The sequence below is a fragment of the Afipia broomeae ATCC 49717 genome (assembly GCF_000314675.2).
GTDB lineage: Bacteria > Pseudomonadota > Alphaproteobacteria > Rhizobiales > Xanthobacteraceae > Afipia > Afipia broomeae.
Genome location: NZ_KB375284.1, coordinates 540,978 through 564,820, shown reverse-complemented (window position 1 = coordinate 564,820; position 23,843 = coordinate 540,978). Strand labels below are relative to the sequence as shown.

At 62.5% G+C, this 23,843-nt stretch carries 22 protein-coding genes and 3 pseudogenes; 16 read left to right on the top strand and 9 right to left on the bottom strand.

Annotation, left to right across the window (positions count from 1 at the left end; all coding sequences use genetic code 11):
- Positions 1 to 51: 51 nt before the first annotated feature.
- The 6 genes from HMPREF9695_RS22255 to HMPREF9695_RS22230 all read right to left on the bottom strand — a co-directional run bounded on the left by HMPREF9695_RS22255 (position 52) and on the right by HMPREF9695_RS22230 (position 3,862).
- Positions 52 to 435, bottom strand: a complete 384-nt coding sequence (locus tag HMPREF9695_RS22255) for a c-type cytochrome (protein ID WP_006023168.1) — start codon at positions 433 to 435, stop codon at positions 52 to 54.
- Positions 436 to 500: 65 nt separating this feature from the next.
- Positions 501 to 815 (bottom strand): SorB family sulfite dehydrogenase c-type cytochrome subunit, encoded by a 315-nt coding sequence (sorB, locus tag HMPREF9695_RS22250; RefSeq protein WP_006023167.1) that lies wholly within the window; start codon positions 813 to 815, stop codon positions 501 to 503.
- A 10-nt stretch (positions 816 to 825) separates the two neighbouring features.
- A complete protein-coding gene (gene sorA, locus HMPREF9695_RS22245) occupies positions 826 to 2,043 on the bottom strand; it encodes a SorA family sulfite dehydrogenase catalytic subunit (RefSeq protein WP_006023166.1) in 1,218 nt (405 codons plus the stop codon).
- Between the two features lie 86 nt (positions 2,044 to 2,129).
- Positions 2,130 to 2,900 carry an anti-sigma factor family protein gene (locus tag HMPREF9695_RS22240; protein WP_006023165.1) on the bottom strand — a complete coding sequence of 257 codons (771 nt, stop codon included), beginning with the start codon at positions 2,898 to 2,900 and terminating at the stop codon, positions 2,130 to 2,132.
- A gap of 31 nt (positions 2,901 to 2,931) precedes the next feature.
- Complete coding sequence (locus tag HMPREF9695_RS22235) at positions 2,932 to 3,450, bottom strand: RNA polymerase sigma factor (protein ID WP_011995928.1); 519 nt, start codon at positions 3,448 to 3,450, stop codon at positions 2,932 to 2,934.
- A 193-nt stretch (positions 3,451 to 3,643) separates the two neighbouring features.
- Positions 3,644 to 3,862, bottom strand: coding sequence for a hypothetical protein (locus HMPREF9695_RS22230; protein WP_006023163.1), 219 nt, complete (start codon positions 3,860 to 3,862; stop codon positions 3,644 to 3,646).
- On the opposite strand from HMPREF9695_RS22230, the pseudogene HMPREF9695_RS22225 reads away from it, so the two are divergent.
- Positions 3,756 to 4,746, top strand: a pseudogene (locus HMPREF9695_RS22225) (IS701 family transposase); the annotation flags it as partial. The gene HMPREF9695_RS22230 and the pseudogene HMPREF9695_RS22225 overlap by 107 nt on opposite strands.
- A 258-nt stretch (positions 4,747 to 5,004) precedes the next feature.
- Here the strand turns inward: HMPREF9695_RS22225 and HMPREF9695_RS26020 are convergent.
- A pseudogene (locus HMPREF9695_RS26020) lies at positions 5,005 to 5,807 on the bottom strand (IS5 family transposase).
- A gap of 235 nt (positions 5,808 to 6,042) precedes the next feature.
- On the opposite strand from HMPREF9695_RS26020, the gene HMPREF9695_RS22210 reads away from it, so the two are divergent.
- Positions 6,043 to 7,602: a DUF6538 domain-containing protein gene (locus HMPREF9695_RS22210; protein ID WP_006023157.1), complete on the top strand. Its 1,560-nt coding sequence runs from the start codon at positions 6,043 to 6,045 to the stop codon at positions 7,600 to 7,602.
- Between the two features lie 231 nt (positions 7,603 to 7,833).
- A pseudogene (locus tag HMPREF9695_RS26015) lies at positions 7,834 to 8,160 on the top strand (hypothetical protein); the annotation flags it as partial.
- Here the strand turns inward: HMPREF9695_RS26015 and HMPREF9695_RS22200 are convergent.
- Positions 8,121 to 9,176, bottom strand: coding sequence for a nickel/cobalt efflux transporter (locus HMPREF9695_RS22200; protein WP_006023155.1), 1,056 nt, complete (start codon positions 9,174 to 9,176; stop codon positions 8,121 to 8,123). The pseudogene HMPREF9695_RS26015 and the gene HMPREF9695_RS22200 sit on opposite strands and share 40 nt — an antisense overlap.
- A gap of 5 nt (positions 9,177 to 9,181) precedes the next feature.
- Positions 9,182 to 9,457 carry a metal/formaldehyde-sensitive transcriptional repressor gene (locus HMPREF9695_RS22195; RefSeq protein WP_006023154.1) on the bottom strand — a complete coding sequence of 92 codons (276 nt, stop codon included), beginning with the start codon at positions 9,455 to 9,457 and terminating at the stop codon, positions 9,182 to 9,184.
- 338 nt (positions 9,458 to 9,795) lie between these two features.
- Between HMPREF9695_RS22195 and HMPREF9695_RS22190 the strand changes: the two genes are divergently transcribed.
- From HMPREF9695_RS22190 to HMPREF9695_RS22130, 13 genes are all read left to right on the top strand, one after another.
- A complete protein-coding gene (locus HMPREF9695_RS22190) occupies positions 9,796 to 10,149 on the top strand; it encodes a hypothetical protein (protein WP_006023153.1) in 354 nt (117 codons plus the stop codon).
- A 98-nt stretch (positions 10,150 to 10,247) separates the two neighbouring features.
- Entirely contained in the window at positions 10,248 to 10,655 is a 408-nt protein-coding gene (locus HMPREF9695_RS22185; RefSeq protein WP_006023152.1) for a FixH family protein, read from the top strand.
- Positions 10,652 to 12,052 (top strand): efflux RND transporter periplasmic adaptor subunit, encoded by a 1,401-nt coding sequence (locus HMPREF9695_RS22180; protein ID WP_006023151.1) that lies wholly within the window; start codon positions 10,652 to 10,654, stop codon positions 12,050 to 12,052. Before HMPREF9695_RS22185 ends, HMPREF9695_RS22180 begins: the two co-directional genes overlap by 4 nt.
- The gene (locus tag HMPREF9695_RS22175; RefSeq protein ID WP_006023150.1) at positions 12,049 to 15,243 is read left to right on the top strand and encodes an efflux RND transporter permease subunit; all 3,195 of its coding nucleotides are present in this window, start codon (positions 12,049 to 12,051) and stop codon (positions 15,241 to 15,243) included. The genes HMPREF9695_RS22180 and HMPREF9695_RS22175 overlap by 4 nt, the downstream gene beginning before the upstream one ends.
- Positions 15,244 to 15,366: 123 nt before the next feature.
- Positions 15,367 to 15,924, top strand: coding sequence for a sigma-70 family RNA polymerase sigma factor (locus HMPREF9695_RS22170; RefSeq protein ID WP_006023149.1), 558 nt, complete (start codon positions 15,367 to 15,369; stop codon positions 15,922 to 15,924).
- The gene (locus tag HMPREF9695_RS22165; RefSeq protein ID WP_006023148.1) at positions 15,921 to 16,565 is read left to right on the top strand and encodes an NrsF family protein; all 645 of its coding nucleotides are present in this window, start codon (positions 15,921 to 15,923) and stop codon (positions 16,563 to 16,565) included. Before HMPREF9695_RS22170 ends, HMPREF9695_RS22165 begins: the two co-directional genes overlap by 4 nt.
- A 105-nt stretch (positions 16,566 to 16,670) precedes the next feature.
- Positions 16,671 to 16,916 carry a hypothetical protein gene (locus HMPREF9695_RS22160; RefSeq protein ID WP_006023147.1) on the top strand — a complete coding sequence of 82 codons (246 nt, stop codon included), beginning with the start codon at positions 16,671 to 16,673 and terminating at the stop codon, positions 16,914 to 16,916.
- Between the two features lie 341 nt (positions 16,917 to 17,257).
- Complete coding sequence (locus HMPREF9695_RS22155) at positions 17,258 to 17,626, top strand: hypothetical protein (protein WP_006023146.1); 369 nt, start codon at positions 17,258 to 17,260, stop codon at positions 17,624 to 17,626.
- 61 nt (positions 17,627 to 17,687) lie between these two features.
- A complete protein-coding gene (gene ihpA / locus HMPREF9695_RS22150; protein ID WP_006023145.1) occupies positions 17,688 to 18,965 on the top strand; it encodes a divalent metal ion exporter subunit IhpA in 1,278 nt (425 codons plus the stop codon).
- Positions 18,962 to 19,906: a divalent metal ion exporter adaptor subunit IhpB gene (gene ihpB / locus HMPREF9695_RS22145; protein ID WP_006023144.1), complete on the top strand. Its 945-nt coding sequence runs from the start codon at positions 18,962 to 18,964 to the stop codon at positions 19,904 to 19,906. The genes ihpA and ihpB overlap by 4 nt, the downstream gene beginning before the upstream one ends.
- Positions 19,899 to 20,264, top strand: coding sequence for a P-II family nitrogen regulator (locus HMPREF9695_RS22140; protein ID WP_006023143.1), 366 nt, complete (start codon positions 19,899 to 19,901; stop codon positions 20,262 to 20,264). Before ihpB ends, HMPREF9695_RS22140 begins: the two co-directional genes overlap by 8 nt.
- On the top strand, positions 20,257 to 23,466 hold the full coding sequence (locus tag HMPREF9695_RS22135; protein ID WP_006023142.1) for an efflux RND transporter permease subunit: 3,210 nt from the start codon (positions 20,257 to 20,259) through the stop codon (positions 23,464 to 23,466). Before HMPREF9695_RS22140 ends, HMPREF9695_RS22135 begins: the two co-directional genes overlap by 8 nt.
- Entirely contained in the window at positions 23,463 to 23,834 is a 372-nt protein-coding gene (locus HMPREF9695_RS22130; protein ID WP_006023141.1) for a hypothetical protein, read from the top strand. Before HMPREF9695_RS22135 ends, HMPREF9695_RS22130 begins: the two co-directional genes overlap by 4 nt.
- The last annotated feature ends 9 nt before the right edge of the window (positions 23,835 to 23,843 follow it).

Here is a 23,843-nt window from a genome sequence, read left to right as displayed (position 1 = left end):
TTTCTCTTGTTGCGGCGCCGTCGAGCCAACAAGCCCCACGCGGCGAGAGCATCAGGGCACCTTGTTGCCGTTCGCGTCGAACCGCTTCAAGTAGGCTAACAGGTCAGCCACCTTGCCAGGATCCTTCACGCCTGCAAACGCCATCTTCGTGCCAGGAACTTTTGACCTCGGGTTCATGATGTAGGTAGAGAAGCTGTCGTCGGTCCAGGTGATCCCTGAATCCTTCATAGCCTGGCTGTAGGTGTACCCTTCGTAAGTCCCCGCCTTCCGACCCATGAGGCCGTTGAGCACAGGACCGACGGCGTTCTTGGCATTCGGTCCAACTTGATGACACGCGCGGCATTGCGCGAAGACTTTCTCACCTGAGGCCGCATCCTGGGCGTAAGCATCGGACGCGACACCGGCCACAGCAAGCACGAGCAAGATCGTTTTCACAAAAGCATCCTTATTTAAGCGTCCTCGATGTTGCCTTGCGCGGCAAGCCGCGCAGGACAGCATTCTCAATATGTATTTGAGAGATATTCTATAATGGCTTTGGCGTCGTTTTCTTCGATCGGAGCCTTGTAGACCTTGATCATCTTGTGAACCTCCGCTTCCCAAAACGCTTTGCCCTTCTTCGGAGGCTGGTAATTGATGTAGTCGGCCGAATGGCAGGCTGCGCAGTTGTTCTGGGCAGCCTCGAAACCGGGGCCAGATCCGGGCCTGAACGTGGCTGTCTCGTCCGGGAGCTGATAGGTCTTCGGCGCAGCCAGCGCCGCACCGGCCAAGGCTACTGCAAGGAAGCTCACCGAAACGATTTTAACTTTGTGTCTCATGGTTTCCTCCCTATGCTGCAACGATGCGTGTGTGTTCGACGACGTTGCGCATGTAGCCTGCCGGATTCCATAGCGGCTCCATCGGTTGCGACTGGCCGATCCGGTTGACCGCGCGGACCATCAGAGTGTGAGCGCCCTTTTGGAGAGGTATCGTCATTTTCCACTCACGGAAGGAGTACTTGCCGAGGTCTTCGCCGAGCGACGCGGCCTGCCAGGATTTTCCACCGTCTGCCGAGACCTCGACGTCGCTGACGCCGTAGCCGCCATCGAAAGCGATTCCGCGCAAAGCAAGCTCGCCCGCCTTCAATTTCGCCCCGTCCTGAACGCTCGTGATGAAGCTGCGCACGTCGAAGCGATTGATCGGGACTGTCGCAGTGGGTGCCTTGCCGGGCTCCGTACAGGCGCATGCATTCGCGGGGATGCGATAGGCGGTGTCCATCCAGAAGCTTTGGAACGGCTTGTCGAGCACCGTGATTTCGTTGAGGTGCTTCACCCAGTAGGTGCCATAGAAACCGGGCACCACGAGGCGCAGGGGATAGCCGTTGAGCCAAGGCAATTCGGCGCCGTTCATCTCATAGGCGAGCATGACCTCGCCATCCCGCGCGTGGTCGATATCGAGCGCCTTCGCGAAATCCGGCGTATCCGGCACGACGGGACCATCGAGACCGCCGAACGAAACCTGAACCGCGCCCGCTTGCACGCCGGCCTTGTCCAGCACGGCCTTGAGAGGTACCCCCTTCCATCGCGCATTTCCCATCAGCCCGTTGCCGGCTTGTCCGCCGCCAACGCGGGGCTCGAAGAACCCGCGGCTGTTGCCCGAGCATTGGTGGACAGCGACCAGCTCGACCGCGTCAAAGCGGGATTTGAGGTCCATCAGCGACAAGGACAGCGGCTTATCGACCTTGCCCTTGACCTCGACACGGAAGCTCTCCGGATCGATTTCGGTCGGGATATCCGCAAGATGGTAGCGCACGAAGAAGGCATCGTTTGGCGTGATCAAGCCGTCATTGTAGACGCTGAAGGGCGTCTCGAGCTGAGGCGGCCGGGTCGTCAGCCTGATCAGAGGCCGCTTGCCCGGATAGGCGACGAGCTCACGGTCGCCGTTGGCGAAGGGCAGAGTCACGGTTTCCGCGGCGAACGCCGTGAGTCGTGCCCCCACGGCAAGCCCCGCACCGATTCCTAAGGCCGTACCGCCCGCAGATTTCAGCATCTGCCGTCTGTTCAACATCGCGCTCCTCCCTAAGAGACATTCCTTGTTTCATCAGTAGAGACGGACAGCCCCGGACTTTTATTCCCTCGCCTCGACACACCATCCTAAACCGCGCACGCCTTTCCGACGGTCTCCGTCGCGCGCAAGGCAATCTCCTGCTCGTCCGTCGTCGGACCACGCTGCCGCACCAGTTCAGCGACAATCAGCGCCAGGCGGTCGAGCCTGTCCGGATCCATGCTGTGGCTCATGATCGCGTACTCCGCCCCGTCAGACCGCCAGGCGCGAATGAGCATGCCGCCCGGCTCCCGGCCCTCCCGGATAGTCGTGTCGCCCCCGCGCGACGGCGTGATCGATAGACCGAGCCGGCATCCGTGAGGGCCAACGTAACCGCCAAAGACCCCATGGCCCTCCACCACTGGTTCCGCCGACAAAAACACCAATCTGAGGTTCGCGGCGGACAAGTCGGGCAATGTTCCCATAAATCGCGAAGCCAAAGCGAACTCGATAGGAGCGTCTTTCGGAGGGAGGGACTGATCGGAAAGCCATTCGAGATGGATAGCATCGGCCGCGTCTCTGGATGCATTTTCCCCCGCAGGCCCACGCCAAAGGAGAGTGCTGCCAAGGACGACGGCGAGCAGAATAGACGCTGCTACAGCCATGACGCGCAGGGACCAAAATCCGGCAAATGTCCGGAGCGCAAGCGGCGGTGGCGCATGCGATGCAGGGGGCATTTCTCTCGCCGTCGCCCTGAGCTTGCTCAATGTGGCGACGCGCGCCGCCAGGCCATGATCGCGGGCCACAGCGTCAGCGACGAGGGCCGCTCGTCGGGGATCAAGCTCCTGATCGACATAAGCGTTCAGAATCTCCCAGGTCATGGTGTCTGGGAGACTCTCGGATATCGGCTTTTCATCTGGCATGGCGTCTGTCTGTCGCAATGGGGCGAATGTTGTCGGCCGTAATCCGGTCGAGCAGCGCCGCCCGCGCACGGCTCAAGCGGCTCATCACAGTCCCGAGGGGAATATCGAGTATTTCCGCGGCCTCCACATAGCGGAAGCCGGCAAGATCAACGATCTCGATGATTTCGCGATAGACCGGCTCGATCTGTGCAACAGCCTGCCGCACGGTAATTTCAGCGATCAACCTGTCATCGTAATTCCAAACGGTTCCGTCCAATGGTTTGACTGCAGAATCGTCACACCGCACTTTGGCGCGGCGGAAATCATCAATCCAGGCGTTTCGAATAACCTTGAACAGATATATACGGGCGGCAATTTCGTCGCAGGGGGGCGAGGCGCTTGCAAGCGCTTTCACTGCACACGTCTGCACCAAATCTGAAGCGGATTCCCGGTCGCCCGTCAGGCGCAGGGCATAGCCCCAAAGGAGGCTCCAATTCTTCAACAGGTGCTGTTCAATGCGTCGAAGCAATCGCTGTTCACCATGTCGTCTCTGCGCCGATAAAGCCGGACTGAACCCGTGAACGGTTCTCAATCATAGCAGCCTGCAGAGGTTACTTCCATCGCCGAGCTTCTGACAGGGCCAGTGGATCAGCGGCCGATGTCGAAACAGCCGCATCGACCGCAGATGCGAAGCCGCGCCGGTATTGATCGAACGAGTGAGGTCACGAGTGACGCCGACGTCTTGCCTCGCGCGCTACTGCCTCGACCAGGGTCGCGAGGCAGCCACGGAGAAGCACGCCCTCACCCAGCAATGGCTCGACGCGCAGCGTAAGGAAGAGGCCGGCTACGATTGCGACAAGCACCAGAGTCGTCGTGGTCAGGCTGGCATCGGCGAGAAACATCCCGAGCAGTTCCTTAGCGACTTCGGAAATGATGCTCATCGTGCGATTTCCACCGTTTATGGAGCATGCCGGCGTGCCGGAGATCTGGCGCAAGGCACGCACGAAGCCTGAGATGGCGCTCGAAGAGATCGATCGGCTGACGGCAGTGGGCGTGCGGTTTGGAACCGTGCTTGCCGATGCCGGCTATGGCCTCTCTGCGCCGTTCCGTCAGGGGCTCAGCGCACGCAAACTTCTCTGGACCGTCGGCATTCCCAGGCACCAGAAGGTCTATCCGATCGATGTCTCTCTGATCTTTCCGGTAGCCGGCCATGGTCGCCCGCGCAAAAACCCGATCCCCGACACGCTGTCGATCCCAGCCGAGACAATGTTGGCCGATGCGTCCTGGACGAGCTTGAGTTGGCGCATCGGGACGAAGGGGCCGCTGGAGGCCGCCTTTGCCGCCACGCGCATCCGGGTCGCCGACGGCGAGCCGCAGCGCATCCTCGTCAAGGGGCAGCAGCACATGCCCGGCGAGGAAGCGTGGCTGATCGGTGAGTTGAGATCGTCCGGCGAGCGCAAGTACTATCTGTCCAACCTGCCAGGCGACACCGAGCTGAAGACGCTTGCGGCCTCCATCAAGGCGCGTTGGGTGTGCGAGCAGGCACATCAGCAAATGAAGGAGGAACTCGGTCTCGACCACATCGAGGGCGGCAAGGGCTCCACCGACATGCGCTGATGACCATGATCGCCTATGCCTTCTTCCAGCACCGGCGCCTGGCCCAAGCCAGGCGGGAAAAAAGAGTCCATCGCGGACCGCCTCAACCGAGCCTGCCGGCCGTCAGACGCGCCGTCATCGCGGCTCTCCTACCAAAGCCGCCGCCAGAGCGATGTCCGCACTGCCGCATAAGGTTTCGAGGGAGCCATCGATGAAACTGCCAAAGTAGTGCTTGGTCGCATGGCGCAGCGATGCAGAGCCGAACATATGCCTTATGCCTTGCACGAAGTCTCGTCGTTCGTGGCGCCGGGAGCGGCGGTATTTTCCAAAGTGTCGGTCCGTCCCACAGGCCAAATACACTGGGTCGCCCCGCCGGGGCCGATCATCCCGCCTCCACCAGGCGGATCACCTGCGCCAGATGATGATCGTTGATATCTCCATGACAGGGAACCTCGCGCCAGATGGGGGGCTGGGTACCTGGGGCGCGCTAGGTCACCGACTCATTATGTCGCAACCAGATGCGGATTGAGGCGAGTTTGACGAGAGCGAGGTAGTTGTCGTCGTGCTTTTCGAAGCGTGTGGCGACGGCCCTGAAATGCTTGAGCTTGTTGAAGAAGCGTTCGACCAGGTTGCGGTAGCGGTAGAGCCAGGGGCTGAAGGCCGGGATGTTTACCCGGTTCGGCATGGGTTTGATGTTGGCCCAGGCGCCGCGCTCGGCCATTTCCACTCGCAGGGCGTCACTGTCATAGCCTCGGTCGGCGAGCAGGATCTGGTTTGCGCCGAGGCTGTCCAGCAGATCAGCAGCACTGCGACCATCATGCGCCTGGCCTTCAGTCAGCTTGAGCGCGATGGGGTTGCCGTTGGCGTCCACCACGGCGTGGATCTTGGTGGTCAGTCCGCCGCGCGAGCGCCCCATGCATCGGGCAGGAGTGACGTCCCCAGCGACGGCTTCCGCCGCACCCCCTTTTTGACGTTGGCCGCGTGCTGATGAACGCGGATCGACGAACTGTCGATCATCTGCAGGTCGCCATCATAGGCCCGCGAGACAGCCGCGAACAGCCGATCCCAGACACCGGCCTTCCGCCAGCGCACAAAGCGGTTGTAGCAGGTCGTACACGGCCCGTAGCGCTCAGGGATGTCGGCCCAGGGAGAGCCGGTGCGCAGCCGCCAGAAAATCCCATTGAGCACCCTGCGGTCATCGACACGCGCCACACCCCGCGGCTTGTTCGGCAACAGCGGCGCGATGATCGACCACTCGAAGTCCGTGATCTCGTAGCGACGTGGCTTCATGGCAGCACCTCCGGCTACCTTGAATCAGCCAACGCCGCGTCGGCGCTACAGTTTTATGGGTTGATGACCTAAAGAGTACCTTGGGTGGAGATAGCGCAAACGTAGTGATCATCACTATCGGTCGCGGCCCGCCAAAATCCGCTGAAAACGCCGCAAATTCAAATTGTATCTATGAAATAAGGCTTTCCGAAAATGCCCGGTGGTACACAAAAGTGGTACTCACATGGGACGTCGGATGATCGAGCCTTGGAAGCATCCCAGAAGCGAAATTCTATGGTTCAGGCGACGCATCCCGAAGCAGTTCGTGGAGATGATGGGCCGCCGCGAGATCAAGTTCTCGTTGGGAACGCGCGACCCTGACGAGGCGCGATTGCGCTGCGCGGAGGAGAACCTGAAGCTCGAGCGGATGTGGCGCGAACAGGTCAAGCCGCGTCCCTTCGGCATCCGTCTCGACTACAAGGACGTGGTGGCGCTCGCGGGCGAGTTCTACGAAGAGAAGATCGCCGGCCACGACAGAAATCCGGGCAAGGCTGAGGAATGGGAGGCCTCCATCGCGCGCGATCGTGAGCTCAGGCGGAGGAGGTCGTTTCCGCTCACGCCCGCCCAGTACCGCCAGTGGCTGTACGGAAAGGAGGCCGACGCGTTTCTTTCCCGCAAGGGCATCACTCTCGACCTCGCCACTCACGATGCGTTCCTCAAGGAATTTGCCGAGGCGAATTGTCAGGCCGAGCAGGCCCTGGCGAGAAACGCCGCCGGCAACTTCAGCCCCGATCCCAACAAGGACAGATTTCCGAAACGGTCGGGTCCTTTCGCGACCAAGCCCGTCGGGGAGCTGTGGGAAGAGTTCGTCAAGGACCGCAGGATATCCAAGGCGACCCAGAAGAAATACAGGGCCTATCTCGACGCTCTGACGCTGCGCATCAAGACGGACAACATGGCCGCGGTCACCGAAGGTCATCTGTCCGAATGGGTCGACGAATTGAAGGGTAAGCTGGCCCGCAAGACGCTCAAGGAGGGCTACGTCGCCGCGCTAAAGTCGTTCTTCGGATGGGCCATGCGCAACAAGAAGCTTCCGGCCAATCCGGCCGCCGATCTCTACGTTGAGATGCCGGCACAGGATCCGCCGAAGAAGCGCGGCTTCACGAATGCCGAGGCGCGCATGATACTTTCGGCATCGCTCGCGCCCTTCAGCGAGTTGATGGCGAAGGAGAACGTCGCGGCGCGCAGGTGGGTCCCGTGGTTGTGTGCCTACACCGGAGCGCGGGTCAACGAAATCACGCAGATGCGATCGAGGGACGTGATGGTCGTCGACGGCCTCGACTGCGTCCGCATCACACCGGAGGCCGGCACCGTCAAGGACGCCAAGGAGCGCATCGTTCCGCTGCATCCGCATCTGATAGACATGGGCTTCGTCAAGTTCGCCCGTTCCAGACCGAAGTCGGCGCCGTTGTTCTATTCGCTTGAGAGGCAGCGGGGGAGCGACCGTAAGAACCCGACATATGCCAGCGTGGGCAACAAACTGGCCGAGTGGGTTCGCAATCTGGGGATCACGGATCCCCGTGTCGCGCCGAATCATGGGTGGCGTCACCGCTTCAAGACGGTTGCCCGGCGCGCCAAGATGGACCGCTTCATCGTTCATGTCATCCAGGGGCACGCCATCAAGGCGGTCGGCGACGACTACGGTGAGGTCGAACCCGAGGTCATGTACTCCGAAATCGTCAAGCATCCGCGATACGACGTCGTGGCGTCCGGGTCCACGGATCGGCGACGTAGGGGACCCGGCCAGGCTAGGTGAACGAACAACTCGGCCGATCATGGAAAGGCTTGTCTGAACGCGTTGGCGTTCAGATCTTCGCACGCCCATCGAGCATCAGCTCGCATGGCGCCCTTAGCGCTTCCGCTTGACCGCCTTCTTTGCCGACGCCGGCGCGCAGCACGCCACGGTGTCGTCGGCGACCAGGTTGCAGAGCTCCGGATGCCCGTCGCAACAGTCGTTGACCAGGAACGCGATCACCGACCGCATGTCCTGCTGCAGGGTGCCGGCAACGGCATCCTCACCATCGCGCGCGGCACACTGCCGCTCACGATCATCGGACCCGACAACTACGCCTACCGGCTCGGGTTGATCGGAGCGCCGTCCCGGATCGCCCAGCCGCTGGCGCCCCTCGCGTTCGGACTGCTGCTGGAACCCTTGGGCCGCGGCGTGGTGCTGGTTTCGGCAGGCCTCAGCCTCTCGGCGTTGGTTGCCCTGCTGTTGCAGCAGTCGATCGACAATAATTGCAACTCGTTGCGGCTTCCAACTGTCGGCGATCGTCACAACGTGAGGCCGTGCCACCCCGACCAACCGGTGTAGAGGCCGACCAGCACGATCAGGACGGCGGAGACATAGGGCGCGCGGTGAGCGAAGCGGCTGAACCCGCTCCAGTGCCGCTCGACGTGGCGAATGCTCAGGGCGGCGGCGACCCCGGCCGACACCATGGTGATGGCTAGACCGATTCCGAAGCAGAGCACCAGGACGAAACCGAGCGAGAACTGCTTCAACTGGATGCAGAGCAGCAGCACCGTGATCGCGGCCGGACACGGGATCAGGCCGCCGGTCAGACCGAACAGCACGATCTGCGGTGTTGTCACGGTTCGCCCGGCGAAGCGCTTGCGGATGTCGGCGGCATGGGCCCGCGCGTGGGCGTCGTTTTGCTCGTCGAGATCCATGTGGTCGTGAGCGTGCTCCTCGAACAGCATTTCGGCAGTGTCGCCGGCGAGCATAACGCGCGCCTTGAATGCGTGCGGTTCCGGAATCTCGTCGACGCTCTCCAGACGCCCGTCGCGCTCGGCGAAGGCGAACGTCTGCTCGGCTCCGTCGGGGCGTGCCGTCGTGAGCCGGATCATGCCGGCGGAGGGCAGATCACCGGCCTCGCTCCGGATCCGCCAGCGCGGCGGGACCCCGTCCTCGAAGACCTCGATCGACAGAGTGCGGCCGGCCAGCGTGACGACCTGCGGCCCGACGTGGTGATGGTGCTCCTCGGTCTGCTCTCGCCAGGTGCGCCAGATCATCCATGCGGCGACGCCGATGATGACGACGGCGGATGCCAGTTGCAGATACGCTTCGCTGCGCTCGCCGGATAGGTCCTGGCCGAAGTAAAGTCCGAGGAGCGCGACCGCCCAAACGACGGCGGTGTGCGAGACGGTAGCCGACAAGCCGAGAAGCACGGCTTGGAGGACCGTGCCGCGGATGGCGACGATGAACGCCGCCATCATGGTCTTGGAATGGCCAGGTTCGAGTCCGTGGAGCGCGCCGAGCAGTATAGCGCTGGGAACGAACAGCCACGCGTGCGCACTGCTCTGTTGGAGCAAAGAGGCCAGGTCGCTCATGTCATTCACTTCAGATAGGTTCGGACGACGTCGATCAGGTCGGCGGCGCCCTTGGCCTTTTCCGGATCCTTCTCGGAAGCCGGGTCAACCACGTGGTGCCGGATGTGGTCCTCGAGCAGTTCCGTCGTGAGCCCGCCGACGGCGCCGCGCACCGAGGCGACGAGCATCAGCACGTCCGTGCAGCCGAGTTCGGCCTCAAGCGCGCGTTCGACCGCCTCCAATTGGCCCTTGATGCGCTTGACGCGCGCGAGCAGCTTCGACTTCTGTTTGATCGTGTGCATGCTAATAATGTAGGGGGGTACCCTATATTTGTCAAACGGGACCTCGTCATGTTCAGGATGCCCTCCCTTTCCGCCCGCACCGCACCGGACCGGGCCCCCGGGCCAAGGCACGCCTTAGCGGCCAAATGCTCATCAGCGGGGCTGGAACCGCCGGCTAAGGCGGCCTTGCAGTCCGCTGCGCGGTCCCGTTTGGGAGCTTTGGCTCGACGGGCCGAGCCTCGACCCGCTACCGAGCTGCACGATTCTGCTCGCGACTTCCCGCTGTCGAAGAGAGTGCCATCCGGCATTCGTGAATGAGCCGGGCTTTTCATCAGTTCGTAGACATGGGATGATCGAGCATGGACTTTCGTCGGCTCATGAATCTGGCCCTCGCTCTGTTTGTGACCGTCGGTCTGGCGGTGGCGCCCCTTGCCGCTCGGGCGAAGGCCGCGCAACCGCTTCGCGGCAGCGCGACCGAGATGTTGATGTCGGCGGACATGCCCTGCTGTCCGGATGAACAGAAGAGCAAGGACTGCCAAGACTGTCCGCTCATCGCAATGTGCGTGCTGAAGACGGTTCAGGCTGGCCCAGCCTCGACCGAGGCCTTGCCGCTGCCGCACGCGATCCGGACGACCCACGCGGTTCGGGACGATGTTCTCGCCGACGGGCTCAACCGTCCGCCACCCGATCATCCCCCTCGAAACCTGGCCTGACCGGCGCTTAGTCGCCGGTTGCTGCTGCGCGCCTCCAGGCGTGCAGACGACGCATGCCGTCTTGCGACGGGATCCAGGACAAACGAGGATTTGAAGAAATGAAGACGTTCACTCTGACGCGCGCCGTCCAGGCGGCGCTGATCGCTGCCGTCGTGGGCGGCACAAGCTCAGCCGCACTGGCCGATATCAAGGACTACAAGTTCGAGCTCGTCGACCAATCCGTCCAGACGGGACCGGACAAGGTCATCACGGTCCGGCTGCTGAACACGAAGACCGGCAAGCCGGTGCCGGACGCCGTCATCTTCGCGATGCGCCTGGACATGGCTCCGGACGGCATGCAGGAGATGGCGACCAAGGTCGTGCCGGTGCCGGGCACCGAGCCCGGCACATACAAATTCAAGGCGACGTTCGGCATGGCCGGCCGCTGGCAGCTTTCGCTTGGTGCCAAGGTCCAGGGCGAGACCGGCACAGTCGAGAACAAGCTCGTCATCACGGCGCAGAAATGAACCGCGCCGTTCTCGCAAGCGCCGCCGCCGCGTTGATCGCGGCAGCTGGCGCGGGGCTCGTCGCCGGCGCGCAGCGGCGGCCGGTGTCTGCGTTGCCCGTGGTTACCCACGCTGCGGCGGAGGAAAACCGCGCGCCGATCTATTTCCAGGATCCGGACGGCAAGCCGTCGTACTCGCTGACGCCGCGGAAGACGCCGGACGGCCGCGACTACCGCGCCGTTCCTGCCGGCGCCGATGTCGGTTTCGACGAGGACGCTCCGGCGACGATGCCGTCGGCGGCGGTGACCGGCTCCGGAGAGCGCCGGATCAAATACTACCGCAATCCCATGGGCCTGCCCGACACGTCGCCGACGCCGAAGAAGGACTCCATGGGCATGGACTACATCCCTGTTTACGAAGGCGAGGATACCGACGACGGCTCCGTCAAGTTGTCGCCCGGCAAGCTTCAACGGACCGGAGTGAAATCCGAACCGGTCGTCCGGCAGCCGATCAAGTCGCTGATCCGGGCACCGGGGACGGTGCAGGAGGACGAGCGTCGCATCTCCGTCGTGTCGCTGCGGTTCGAGGGTTTCGTGGAGAGCGTGGCCAACGTCACCACCGGACAGCACGTTCACAAGGGGCAGCCCCTCATGAACGTGTTCAGCCCCGCGCTTTCCAGCGCGGCCGCCGAATATCTCTCGGCCATCAACTCAGGCGCGACCGGCCCGGCGCTGAAAGGCGCCCGCCGCCGGCTGGAGAACCTCTCCACACCGGAGCCGGCGATCAAGGAGCTTGAACGCACGCGCGAAATCTCCCTCTCCATTCCTTGGCTCGCCCCGCAGGATGGCGAAATCCTCGAGCGCAACGCGGTCAACGGAATGCGGGCCGGACCCGGCGACGTGCTGTTCAGGATCGCCGACCATCAGTTAGTCTGGGTGCTCGTCGACATCGCCGAACGCGATCTCGCGCAGGTGGCGGTCGGAACAAAAGTCATCGTGAAGCCGCGCGCGCTTCCGGGCCGGACTTTTGCCGGTGATGTGTCGCTGATCTACCCTCACCTCAACGCCCAAACCCGCACCGCCCGCATCCGCATCGAAGTGCCCAATCCAGATGAGGTGCTGCGGCCCGAGATGTATGTCGATGCCGAAATCGAAACAGGCACGCCCGGCCCCGTGCTCGCGGTGCCGGAAAGTGCCGTGCTCGACAGCGGCAGTCGTAAGGCCGTCCTGATCGACAAGGGCGACGGTCGTTTCGAGCCGCGCGACGTCAAGCTTGGCCGCCGCGGCTCGGGACTCGCGGAGATTACCGACGGCGTCGCGGAAGGCGAGACCGTCGTGACATCTGCAAACTTCCTGATCGATGCCGAGAGCAACCTGAAGGCGGCGCTCAAGGGCTTTGCCGAAGGAGCGAAGCAATGATCGCGCGTCTCATCGCCTGGTCGGCCCGCAACCTGCTGCTGGTGCTGTTCGGCACCGGATTTGCCGCAGCGGCCGGCATCTATGCGCTGGTCCATCTGCCGCTGGACGCCATTCCGGACCTCTCAGACACCCAGGTCATCGTCTACACCGAATACCCCGGCCAGGCGCCCCAGGTCATCGAGGACCAGGTCACCTATCCATTAACGACCGCGATGCTGACGGTGCCGAAGTCGAAAGTGGTCCGCGGCTTTTCGTTCTTCGGCGTCTCGTTCGTCTACGTCATCTTCGAGGACGGTACCGACATCTACTGGGCGCGCTCGCGCGTGCTTGAATTCCTCAACACCGCCACCTCGCGCATTCCCGCCGGGGTGACGCCCACCATCGGTCCGGACGCTACCGGCGTCGGCTGGGTCTATCAGTACGCCGTGATGTCGAAGGAGCTTAATCTTTCGGACACACGCACCATCCAGGACTGGAACCTGAAATTTGCGCTGGCCAAGGCCGAAGGCGTCGCGGAAGTGGCGAGCGTCGGCGGCTTCGTCAAGCAGTACAACGTCATCCTCGATGCGCAGCGGATGCGCGACCTCGGCATTACCATGCAGAAGATGCGCGAGGCGATCCGCGCCAGCAACGCCGACGTCGGCGGACGGACCGTGGAGCTTTCCGAATTCGAGTACGTCATTCGAGGCAAAGGCTACATCAAGTCCATCAATGACCTCGGCGACATCGTGCTCAAGACGAACAACGGCACCCCGGTGCTGCTGCGGGATGTAGCCCGGGTCGAACTCGGTCCCGACGAGCGCCGCGGCATCACCGAACTGAATGGGGAAGGCGAGGTGGCGAGCGGCATCGTGCTGCAGCGCTTCGGCGTCAACGCGCTCGACGTCATCGAGAACGTCAAGAAGCGCTTTAGGGAAATCGCCTCCAGCCTGCCGAAATCGGTCGAGATCGTGCCGGTCTACGACCGCTCGAACCTGATCTACGCCGCCATCGACACGCTCAAGCACACGCTGTTCGAGGAGAGCGTCGTCGTCGCACTGGTCTGCATCGTGTTCCTGCTGCACGTCCGCAGCGCGTTGGTGGCGATCCTGATGCTGCCGGTCGGCGTGCTGATGGCGTTCAGCGCCATGAAGCTACTCAATCTCGGCTCAAACATCATGAGCCTGGGCGGGATCGCAATCGCCATCGGCGCCATGGTGGATGCGGCAATCGTGATGATCGAGAACGCCCACAAGCACCTCGAACGAGCGGAGCCCGGCAAGTCGCGGATAGATATCCTGATCGAGGCGGCGGCGCAGGTCGGGCCGGCGCTGTTCTTCAGCCTGCTGATCATCACCGTGTCATTCATGCCAATCTTCACGCTGGAGTCCCAGGAAGGACGGCTGTTCAGTCCACTGGCCTTCACAAAGACCTTCGCCATGGCCGCCGCCGCTCTGTTGTCAGTGACGCTGGTGCCGGCGCTGATGGTGGTCTTCGTCCGCGGACGGATCATCCCGGAGCACAGGAATCCGATCAACCGCTTCCTGATCTGGATCTATCGGCCTTTCATCAAGGGCGTCATGCGCGCCAAGACGCTGGTCGTGATCCTCGCTCTCGCCGTGCTGGCCGCAAGCGTTTGGCCGGCCCGCCAACTCGGCACCGAGTTCATGCCGAACCTGAACGAGGGCACGCTGCTCTATATGCCGACGACATTGCCCGGCATCTCCGTCACCAAGTCCGCCGAACTGATGCAAACCCAGGACCGGATCATCCGGTCGTTTCCGGAGGTGGCGTCGGTCTACGGCAAGGCGGGCCGCGCCGCGACCGCGACCGATCCTGCGCCGTCGGAAATGTACGAAACCGTCGTCAACCTCAAGCCGAAGCAGGAGTGGCGGGCCGGCGTGACGATCGACAGCCTGATCGCGGAGATGGACAAGGCGCTACAGTTCCCTGGCGTCTCTAATGCCTGGACCATGCCGATCAAGGCACGCATCGACATGTTGTCGACGGGCATCCGCACGCCAATCGGCGTCAAGGTGATCGGCACCGATCTGGTGGTGATCGACATGCTCGCAAAGCGGATCGAGCAGGTACTGAAGGCTGTACCCGGTACCTCCTCGGCCTACGCGGAGCGCGGGATCGGCGGCTACTATCTTGAGGTGACGCCGGACCGGGCGGCACTGGCGCGCTACGGCATCATGGTCCAGGACGTCCAGGATACGATCGCGGCCGCGCTCGGCGGCCAAACGGTGACCACGACGGTGGAGGGTAGGCAGCGTTTCACCGTCAACATGCGTTACCCACGCGATCTGCGGGACAATCCGCATGCGATCGCCAACGACGTATTGGTGCCGATGCCCGCCGGCGGGGCCGTGCCGCTCGGCGAAGTCGCCAAGGTGACCCCGGCGCGGGGGCCGACCTCGATCCGGACCGAGAACGGCCAGCTGGCGACCTACATCTACGTCGACATCCGCGACCGCGATCTCGGCGGCTACGTCACCGAGGCGCAGCGGACCGTGCAGGCCAGCATCCAGTTCCCGCCGGGCTATTACGTGATGTGGAGCGGCCAGTACGAATATCTGGAGCGGGCCACGGCGCGGCTGAAGATCGTCATCCCGCTGACGTTGATGATCATCTTCCTGCTGCTGTATCTGAACTTCCGCTCGGTCACCGAGACCATGATCGTGATGCTGTCCTTGCCGTTCGCACTGGTGGGCGGGCTCTGGCTGATGTGGTGGCTCGGTTTCAATCTGTCGGTCGCCGTCGCCGTCGGCTTCATCGGGCTCGCCGGCGTCGCCGCCGAGACCGGCGTCGTGATGCTGATCTACCTCAACCAGGCCTTTGCGGAGATCAAGTGCCGGCGCGAAGCCGAGGGGCGCGCGCTGACGCGCAGCGATCTCTACGACGCCATCATGGAGGGTGCGGTGGAGCGCGTCCGTCCCAAGATGATGACGGTGGTCGCAATCATGGCGGGTCTGCTGCCGATCATGTGGAGCACCGGTGCGGGCTCCGAGATCATGCAGCGCATCGCGGTGCCGATGATCGGCGGCATGGTCTCCTCGACGCTGCTGACGCTGATCGTGATCCCGGCGATCTTCGGCTTGGTCAAGGGTTTCGGTCTCCCCGAAGGCGACGGCTCGGATGAATCCCCGTCAGCAAGGGTCAGAGCCGTCGAGAGGAGACCGCGCCACGTTGCGGAGCCAGCAGAATGAGGTGATCCCGGTGGGTTCGTAGGTTCATCGCAAAGCGCCTCCTTGGGATCCGATGGAGGCCGCCAAATCGAGCTAGGCGCTGTAACCCGGGGATCGATTCTGTCGAACTACTAGAGACCAGAGATGAAAAGTCCCGAACTGGAGTTGAAGGCGCTGATGTTGGCGAGCCTCGGCGGAGACGCGGCCGCGCATCGCGCGCTGCTCGACAGGCTCAGCCGTCATCTGCGCGGATACTACAAGCGGCACCTGGCGCGGAGCGGGCGCAGTGCTGAGGAAGGGGAGGATCTGGTGCAGGAAGCTCTGCTTGCGATCCACCTGAAGAGGCATACCTTCGACGTCGAATCGCTGTTCACGCCCTGGGTACACGCGGTCGCGCGCTACAAGCTCATCGATCACATGCGGCGCAACCGGATTTCGCGGACAAGCGTCCCGATCGACGACCATCGGGATCTGCTGGCGACGGACGACGACGCCGCCATCGAGAGTACGCGCGACCTGGAACGGCTGCTAGGCAGCCTGCCGGAAAAGACCCGCCAAACGATCGAGGCCGTCAAGCTCGAAGGCAAAAGCGTGGCCGAAACTGCCGTGCGCTACCATATGTCGGAATCGAACGTGAAAGTCACCATCCACCGCGGGTTGAAGGCATTGGCCGCTCTTGTCGGGAGGGGAACGGGCGCATGAGAACCGAAGACCTGATCGACGTCCTCGGACGCAGCACCCACCCCGTCGACCGGACGCTCGTCCGCCGCAGGTTCGCCATGGCCTTGCTGATCGGCGGCGCGTTCGCCGTCTGCGTCGCAATCGCTCTGCTCGGAACGCGCCCCGACCTAGCTATGACGGCGCGAACGGCGGGGTTCGTCGCCGTCAAGGTTGGGTTCGGCGCGGCGATCTTCTCGCTTGCGGCGTTCTATCTAATGCGGATCGCACGGCCGGGAGGCGAGAGCAGGATATCCCTCGTCGTGATGGCGGCGCCCTTCGCTGTTGTCGTTGCAATCGCGGCCGCGGTGATGGCGGGCGCTCCTGCTTCCCACTGGGACCGGATGGTTGTGGGAGACGAATGGGTAGAATGTCTGCTTTCCATCCCTCTGATAGCCATCGTGCCGTTCGTGGCCGTGATCTGGGCCGTCCGCAGGGCTGCCCCCACCGATCTCGCCGGAGCCGGCGCATTCGCCGGCCTCGTCGCCGGGAGCATCAGTGCGATGGCGTACGCGCTGCACTGCACCGACGACTCGCTGCCGTTCGTCGCCGTCTGGTACGGCGGTACGATCGCGCTCTGTACTCTTGCCGGCGCTCTGTCGGGCCCCCGATTATTGAAGTGGTGATAGTGAGCGTCACGTCGTCGTGATCTTGTAACCGCGGTTGCGAATCCCGCGAACTCCATTGTGAAGCGCACGTCGAGTGCGTTTTTCAAGGAATGGAGCCGGACCATGAAGAATTTCATCGCGACGACGTCGCTCATATTGCCGCTCGTTGCCGCTGCGGTCGCAGCACACGCGGGCTCGACGATTACCGACAAGAGCTACTGGCCGAACGAGGCCAGGAAACCGCAGGTGGACACGACGCGATCCAATCCGAGCGCGGCCTTTGCTTCGGGGGTGTACGTGCCAAATTCGTCGGCGCCGATGAGGCCCGGCAATGCTTGGCGCTATCAGGGCGGGCCGAAGGGCCGTTAAGTACCCGTTCGCAGAGCGCGAACGGGACCGTCCGTCTGAGGCCGCAGCGCAAGTCAGTGAAGGTTTCATGACCACTCAGCCGTCTCACGTTTACGGTCGGCTCGCAGATGGCCTGAGGAGTTCTACGCTTGGGAGGCGTGCCTATGCGTCCGGTGAGCCTCTCTGCAGGAGGCCATCGTCCCGCAGCGGGGCAAGCGCGAGTTCCTCGAGACCCTCGCGACGGATTACGGCGCCGCGCGGTAGCGACGGCCTGTTGCCAACTAGACGCGCCGCGCCAACTCCCTGTAGACGTTGCAAACATTGTCATGGCGTGTGCCATCGGGATTTGCTAATCCCGTCGAATGGACATCCAGATCGGTCAGAAAAAGCCAAGAGGGAAGGCCCGGCGCATCCGCCGGGGTTTTCTGATGTTTCTGGCGGCCACCTATCTCTTTGTCTGTTTCGGCCAGACCATCTCCTGCGCGGACGAGGTTCTCGCCGATATCACGATCGCGACCGCCATGGACAAGGCGGATACGCAGGACGGGGATGGGTCGCAAGCTCCCGTCTTGGTGAAGCACTGTCCGATGTGTGCGCCGATGGTAGCGCCCGTTTCGGCATCCGTGCTGCAGCCCGATTCGGCGGTCAGCCGGTTGGCCTTTGCGCCGCCCAGCTTCCATCTCGGAAGCCACGGGCATCTCGATCCGCCGCCCCCCAAATCGCTCACCTGATAATCGCAGCCGCGCGCGGTGAATTGCCGCCGCAGTCGTTCTCGATTCAGGTCGATCGTTCATGTTTTTGCATAAAGCGGTGCTGCGCCTTGCGTGCGCAGTGCTTGTCCTCAGTTATCCGGCCCACGCCGCGGAGCATGGTTCGCGTGCGATTTCGCTCGTTCAGGCGCTCCAGCGTGCCCTGGCCGCCAACCCTCGCCTGACGGCCGCCGAGCGCGATGTCGGCATTGCCGGCGGGCTTCGTGTTCAGGCCGGTGCTCTGCCCAATCCGGAAGCCTCCTTCGAGCTCGACAATGTGCTGGGATCAGGCCCGTACAAGGGCTTCCGCTCCGCCGAAACCAATCTGCAGCTCAGCCAACTCGTCGAACTTGGCGGCAAGCGGGAAGCCCGCATCGCGGCCGGCGAGGCTGGTGTCGGCACGGCCGTCTGGCAGCGTCGGGCGACGCGGTTGGAGGTACTCTCCGAGACCGCGATCGCGTTCATAACCGTCGTCAGCGCGCAGCGGCGCATCGAGCTGTTCGACGAGCAGATCGCCGGTCTCGACTCGCTGATCCCGTTGCTCCAAAAACGCGTGCAGGAGGGTGCATCGTCTCCCGCCGAGACTCTGCGGGCGCAGGTCGCGGCCGACCTGTTTCGGGTCGAACGGGAGCGCGCGAAGACACAGCTCGCCACTGCGCGACGGGATCTGGCGATCCTGATGGGAGACTCCAGCCCGCGCTTCGGTCCAGCCGTGGGACGCTTGGCCGACATCGGCCGGCCGCCGCCTTTCAAGGCCGTGATTCAAGCGATCGAAGCCAATCCACAGTTGATGCGCTGGACCGCAATCACGGCACAGCGGAACGCCGAACTGATCATCGCGCGTTTGAAGGCCGTTCCCGACCTCCGCCTTTCGGCGGGATGGCGCCACTTCCAGGACACCAACGACAACGCCGTGCGGCTCGGCGTCTCCGTCCCATTGCCGGTCTTCGATCAGAACACCGGCAACATCATCGCCGCCCAGGAGAGTCTGGCGAAGACCGACGCCGAGCGGACGATCAACAAGCTGGTGCTCCTCAGCATAGCCGGACGTGCCTACGACACCCTTACCGGCGCTCTGGCCGAGCTCAAGCTTCTGCGATCCTCCGTTATTCCCAACGCGCGCAGCGCCGGCGAGACGATCCTCAGCGGCTATTCCCAGGGTCGGTTCACGCTGCTCGAACTGCTCGATGTCCGGGGGTCGTTGTTGCAGGCGCTGCTGCGCGAGCAGGAAGCCCTGCAGAACTTCCATATCGCCGTGGCGACGATCGAAGGCCTGGTCGGCAACCCGTTTTCGCTCACACGCGAGAGTTCAAGACAATGAAGAAATTCGTTCGCTATTCAGTGTTCATTCTGGTCGCTCTGTCGCTGGCCTACGCCGGCTACCGGATGCTCACTCCTGCGGCCACGAAACCGACTACGGCCGAAAAGGTCGAAAAGGAGGAGCACGCCGACAGCGTTACGTTGAGCGACGCCAAGATCGAGACCGCAGGAATCGAGCTCGCGAAAGCTTCGGCGGGTGTGCTGCGAGACAGTCTGTTGCTGAACGGCATCGTGCAGCCGAATCAGGAATCTTTGGTTCAGGTCACTCCACGCTTTCCCGGCATCGTGCGCGACGTGCGAAAGCGGATCGGCGATCGCGTTCAGAAGGGCGACGTCCTTGCGCTGATCGAAAGCAATCAGAGCCTGACGCAATACGAACTGAAAGCTTCGCTCGCGGGTACGGTGATCGATCGTCAGACTACTTTGGGAGAATATGCCTCCGAACAGAAGCCGGCGTTCGTCATCGCCGACCTGTCGACGGTGTGGGTCGACTTCTCCGTCTATAGACGGGATCTGAAGCGCGTCAGCGTCGGCGACGAGGTGTTCATCGATCCTGCGGACGGCGGAGCCCCTATCGAGGCCAAGGTTTCATACCTTTCGCCTGTCGGCAGCAGCGATACGCAGAGTGCGATTGCTCGAGCGGTGGTAGCGAATTCGGAGCAGCGGCTGCGTCCCGGGTTGTTCATCACGGGCAGGCTGACCTTATCTGCCAAGACAGTGAACGTAGCAGTGAAATCGTCGGCGCTGCAGATCTGGGAAAATCGTACCGTCGTCTTCGTCCGCAATGGCGAGAAGTTCGACGCCCGGGACGTCGAAATCGGCGCCCGCGATCCGGAACTCGTCGAGATCACCTTTGGCGTGCTGGAAGGCGACGTTTATGCGGCTCGGAACAGTTTCATCATCAAGGCGGAGCTGGGGAAAGGATCGGGCGACAATGACTGATAACGCTACGATGACGTTGGTCACCGCTCTCATCAGGCCGCACATGGAAGGCCACGTGGTGCGAGCGCTACACGACTTGCCGGATTTCCCGGGCTTCACATTCGATGAGGTGCGGGGACAAGGAAGAGGTCGTGGACAAGGAGGCGCTTACGTCTCGACCGATACGGATCTGACGTACCACCAGTTCCTCGAGCTGCGGCTGGTTTGTCGGGCTGAATTGGCCGATGAGATTTGCGACCGCATCGCTTCTGCCGCCTGGACCGGCCGCAAGGGGGACGGTGTCGTATTCACCACGCCAGTCCGTGCATTTGGTCGCATCAGGGAAGTCGGTCGACGTACGGAGAAGCGCGATGCTTGACGCGATTCTTTCCTTCGCAATCCGCCAGCGCTGGCTGGTTATGATCGGCGTTCTGATCATGGCCGCTTTCGGCGCCTGGAATTTCACGCGACTCCCGATAGACGCTGTTCCGGACATTACCAACGTCCAGATCCAGATAAACAGCCGGGCACCCGGCTACTCGCCCCTCGAGGTCGAACAGCGCATCACGTTCCCGGTCGAGACCGCGATGGGAGGACTACCCCGTCTGGAGAGCACCCGCTCCCAGTCCCGCTACGGTCTGAGCCAAGTCACCGTCATCTTCAAGGATGGCACCGACATCTATTTCGCCAGACAACTGGTCAACGAACGGATCCAGCAGGTCAAGGACCAGCTTCCTCCCGGCATAGAGACGGCGATGGGGCCGGTATCCACGGGGCTGGGTGAAATCTATCTGTTCACGGTCGAAGCGAAGCCGGAGGCGCGCAATGCAAACGGCGATCCTTACACTCCGAGCGATCTGCGTACGATCCAGGACTGGATCATCAAGCCGCAATTGCGGAACGTGCCCGGCGTCATCGAAGTGAACACCGTCGGAGGCTTCGAGAAGCAGTTTCATGTGCTGCCGGATCCGGCTCAGTTGATGGCGTACAAGCTCAGTTTCCGCGACGTCATGACGGCGCTTTCGTCGAACAATGCAAATGTCGGCGCCGGCTATATCGAGCGCAATGGCGAGCAATATCTCGTCCGTACGCCGGGGCAGGTTGCGAACATCGACGAGATCCGGGAGATCGTGATCGGATCCAGGAACGGGTTTCCCGTCCGGGTTTCCGACGTTGCCGACGTCAAGGAAGGCAAGGATCTGCGCACAGGCGCAGCCACCGTGAACGGCAAGGAGGTCGTGCTTGGCACTGCCATGCTGTTGATCGGCGAGAATAGCCGGACGGTCGCCCAGCGCGTCGCAGCCAAACTCAAGCAGATCGGCCGTTCGTTGCCGGATGGTGTGGTCGCCCGGGCCATCTACGACCGGACCCGCCTCGTCGAAGCAACGGTGGCGACCGTCGAGAAGAATCTGATCGAAGGCGCCCTTCTCGTGATCGTGATTCTGTTCATGATCCTCGGCAACTTCAGGGCGGCGATAGCAACGGCGTTCGTCATTCCGCTTTCGATGCTGTTCACCGTCACGGGCATGGTGGAAAACAAGGTCAGCGCCAATCTCATGAGTTTGGGTGCGATCGATTTCGGCATCATCATCGACGGTGCCGTCATCATCGTCGAGAACTGCTTACGCCTCTTGGCTGTAGAGCAGCATCGATTGGGCCGGGTCCTGGACCGCCAGGAGCGATTTGAGACGATCCTGACGGCATCCCGGGAAGTCATCGGTCCAAGTCTGTTTGGAACGCTGATTATCGGGGTGGTCTACATTCCCATCCTGACCCTTACCGGCGTCGAGGGGAAGATGTTCACGCCGATGGCCTTGACCGTGCTGATGGCGCTGACGGGCGCCAGCATTCTGTCCTTGACGTTTGTGCCGGCGGCCGTTGCCATCCTGGTCACCGGCAAGGTTTCCGAGCACGAGAATTTCTTCATGCGGGGCGCCCGTCACGTTTACACGCCGCTGCTCGCCGCCTCCATCCGCAACAGGTTCGGCGTCGCCTTGATCGCGGCTCTGCTGATCGTTGTCTGCGGGATCGCTGCTTCCAGAATGGGGGGTGAATTTATTCCGAGCCTCGACGAGGGCGATGCTTCCATGGAGGTCGTGCGCATCCCGGGAACGAGCCTGACGCAGTCGGTTGAGATGCAGGCCATGCTGGAGAGGCGACTACTGAAGCTGCCCGAAGTCAAGGAAGTATTCGCGCGCACCGGCACTGCGGAAGTCGCGACCGATCTGATGCCCCCTTCTACGTCGGACTGCTATGTGATGTTGAAGCCGCGGAAGGAATGGCCAGATCCCGAGAAACCGAAGGCGACGGTCGTCTCCGACATCCAGCAGGCGTCCGCAGATGTCCCGGGAAGCATCTACGGAATTTCGCAGCCGATCCAGCAGCGCATGAACGAACTGATATCCGGCGTCCGCAGCGACGTCGGCGTCAAGATATTCGGAGACGATCTCGACATATTGGTCCAGTCCGCGGCGCGTGTGCAGGCGGTGCTGCAAAACGTCCAGGGGTCGGCCGACGTCAAGACCGAACAAGCTGCGGGGCTGCCCGTCCTTACGATAAATCTGAATCGCCAGGCGCTGTCGCGCTACGGGATCAATGTTGGCGACGTCCAGAACCTCGTCGAGATAGCCGTCGGAGGAAAGAGTTCCGGGATGGTGTTCGAGGGTGACCGGCGCTTCAACATCGTCGTCAGGCTTCCGGAGCATTTGCGGTCGGACATCGAGGCGATCAGATCGTTGCCGATCCCGCTGCCGCCACTCGAAAGTCAGGTAAAGGCAACGCACGCTCTGTGGGGCAATTCGCCCCTCGCGCAAATCCGCTACGTGCCGTTGTCGGAACTCGCCAAGATCGATCTGGCGCCCGGACCCAATCAAATCAGCCGCGAAGACGGCAAACGGCGCATCGTCGTGACGGCGAACGTGAGGGGTCGCGATCTGGGATCTTTTGTCGCCGACGCCCAAAGACAGGTCGAGCAGAAGGTGAAGCTGCCGGCAGGTTATTGGATCGGATGGGGCGGCCAGTTCGAGCAGTTGGTGTCCGCCACGCAACGCCTTACGATTGTCGTGCCGATCGCGTTGCTTCTGATCTTTTTGCTGCTGTTCATCAGCTTGGGTTCGATGCCCGATGCGTTGTTGGTATTCAGCGGTGTTCCGCTTGCCTTGACCGGCGGAATCGCCGCGCTTCTGCTTCGTGGGATCCCCTTGTCGATCAGCGCGGGCATCGGCTTCATCGCGCTTTCGGGCGTGGCCGTGCTCAACGGCCTGGTCATCATCACTTTCATAGAGCGGCTCCGTAGGGAAGGACATGCCCTCGTCGACGCCGTCCGGGACGGCGCTCTCACACGGTTGCGTCCGGTCCTGATGACTGCACTGGTCGCTTCTCTTGGCTTCATTCCGATGGCGATCGCCACCGGCGCGGGTGCGGAAGTGCAGCGGCCGCTGGCGACCGTCGTCATTGGGGGCATCATTTCATCGACCATCCTCACGTTGCTGGTGTTGCCGGCTCTCTATGTCCTGTTCAGGCGGGAGGACCCGGAGAATGGTGAAACCAAATCGCCGAATCAAAATGGAGCACAATCATGAAACGCGCTTTGCTGTTGATCGCTGCCTTGTCATTCGCTGTCCCGGCTATGGCCGAAGATTACGAAAAAGGCCCCAACGGAGGTCTGATGCTCGATGTGGCCGGCGTCGACGCCGAAATGATGACCTCCGGAAATACGGTCACATTCAACGTCTACGTGCCGAACACGCCCAAGCCGGTCTCCACCAAGGGCTACTCCGGCGCCGTCCTCATCGCGGGCGGCGGGGGCCGGGAGACCGTGACGCTGACGCCCCAGGGCGAGAATTCGCTCAAGGGCGATGCGAAGAACCCGATAGCGGCGGGCGCCACGATCACGCTCACCATCAAGACCGCCGAAGGAAAGTCGGGTCAGGCGAAATATAAGAAGTGAGGACCGAGG

Excerpts from the sequence above, each read along its gene's own strand:
- ihpB (WP_006023144.1), top strand. The coding sequence starts at position 18,962 with ATGAAGAAATTCGTTCGCTATTCAGTGTTCATTCTGGTCGCTCTGTCG.
- HMPREF9695_RS22210 (WP_006023157.1), top strand. The coding sequence starts at position 6,043 with ATGATCGAGCCTTGGAAGCATCCCAGAAGCGAAATTCTATGGTTCAGG.
- HMPREF9695_RS22190 (WP_006023153.1), top strand. The coding sequence starts at position 9,796 with ATGGACTTTCGTCGGCTCATGAATCTGGCCCTCGCTCTGTTTGTGACC.
- sorA (WP_006023166.1), bottom strand. The coding sequence starts at position 2,043 with ATGTTGAACAGACGGCAGATGCTGAAATCTGCGGGCGGTACGGCCTTA.
- HMPREF9695_RS22160 (WP_006023147.1), top strand. The coding sequence starts at position 16,671 with ATGAAGAATTTCATCGCGACGACGTCGCTCATATTGCCGCTCGTTGCC.
- HMPREF9695_RS22165 (WP_006023148.1), top strand. The coding sequence starts at position 15,921 with ATGAGAACCGAAGACCTGATCGACGTCCTCGGACGCAGCACCCACCCC.
- sorB (WP_006023167.1), bottom strand. The coding sequence starts at position 815 with ATGAGACACAAAGTTAAAATCGTTTCGGTGAGCTTCCTTGCAGTAGCC.
- HMPREF9695_RS22155 (WP_006023146.1), top strand. The coding sequence starts at position 17,258 with ATGGACATCCAGATCGGTCAGAAAAAGCCAAGAGGGAAGGCCCGGCGC.
- HMPREF9695_RS22230 (WP_006023163.1), bottom strand. The coding sequence starts at position 3,862 with ATGAGCATCATTTCCGAAGTCGCTAAGGAACTGCTCGGGATGTTTCTC.
- HMPREF9695_RS22170 (WP_006023149.1), top strand. The coding sequence starts at position 15,367 with ATGAAAAGTCCCGAACTGGAGTTGAAGGCGCTGATGTTGGCGAGCCTC.
- HMPREF9695_RS22240 (WP_006023165.1), bottom strand. The coding sequence starts at position 2,900 with ATGACCTGGGAGATTCTGAACGCTTATGTCGATCAGGAGCTTGATCCC.
- HMPREF9695_RS22135 (WP_006023142.1), top strand. The coding sequence starts at position 20,257 with ATGCTTGACGCGATTCTTTCCTTCGCAATCCGCCAGCGCTGGCTGGTT.
- ihpA (WP_006023145.1), top strand. The coding sequence starts at position 17,688 with ATGTTTTTGCATAAAGCGGTGCTGCGCCTTGCGTGCGCAGTGCTTGTC.
- HMPREF9695_RS22200 (WP_006023155.1), bottom strand. The coding sequence starts at position 9,176 with ATGAGCGACCTGGCCTCTTTGCTCCAACAGAGCAGTGCGCACGCGTGG.
- HMPREF9695_RS22175 (WP_006023150.1), top strand. The coding sequence starts at position 12,049 with ATGATCGCGCGTCTCATCGCCTGGTCGGCCCGCAACCTGCTGCTGGTG.
- HMPREF9695_RS22140 (WP_006023143.1), top strand. The coding sequence starts at position 19,899 with ATGACTGATAACGCTACGATGACGTTGGTCACCGCTCTCATCAGGCCG.
- HMPREF9695_RS22130 (WP_006023141.1), top strand. The coding sequence starts at position 23,463 with ATGAAACGCGCTTTGCTGTTGATCGCTGCCTTGTCATTCGCTGTCCCG.
- HMPREF9695_RS22195 (WP_006023154.1), bottom strand. The coding sequence starts at position 9,457 with ATGCACACGATCAAACAGAAGTCGAAGCTGCTCGCGCGCGTCAAGCGC.
- HMPREF9695_RS22185 (WP_006023152.1), top strand. The coding sequence starts at position 10,248 with ATGAAGACGTTCACTCTGACGCGCGCCGTCCAGGCGGCGCTGATCGCT.
- HMPREF9695_RS22180 (WP_006023151.1), top strand. The coding sequence starts at position 10,652 with ATGAACCGCGCCGTTCTCGCAAGCGCCGCCGCCGCGTTGATCGCGGCA.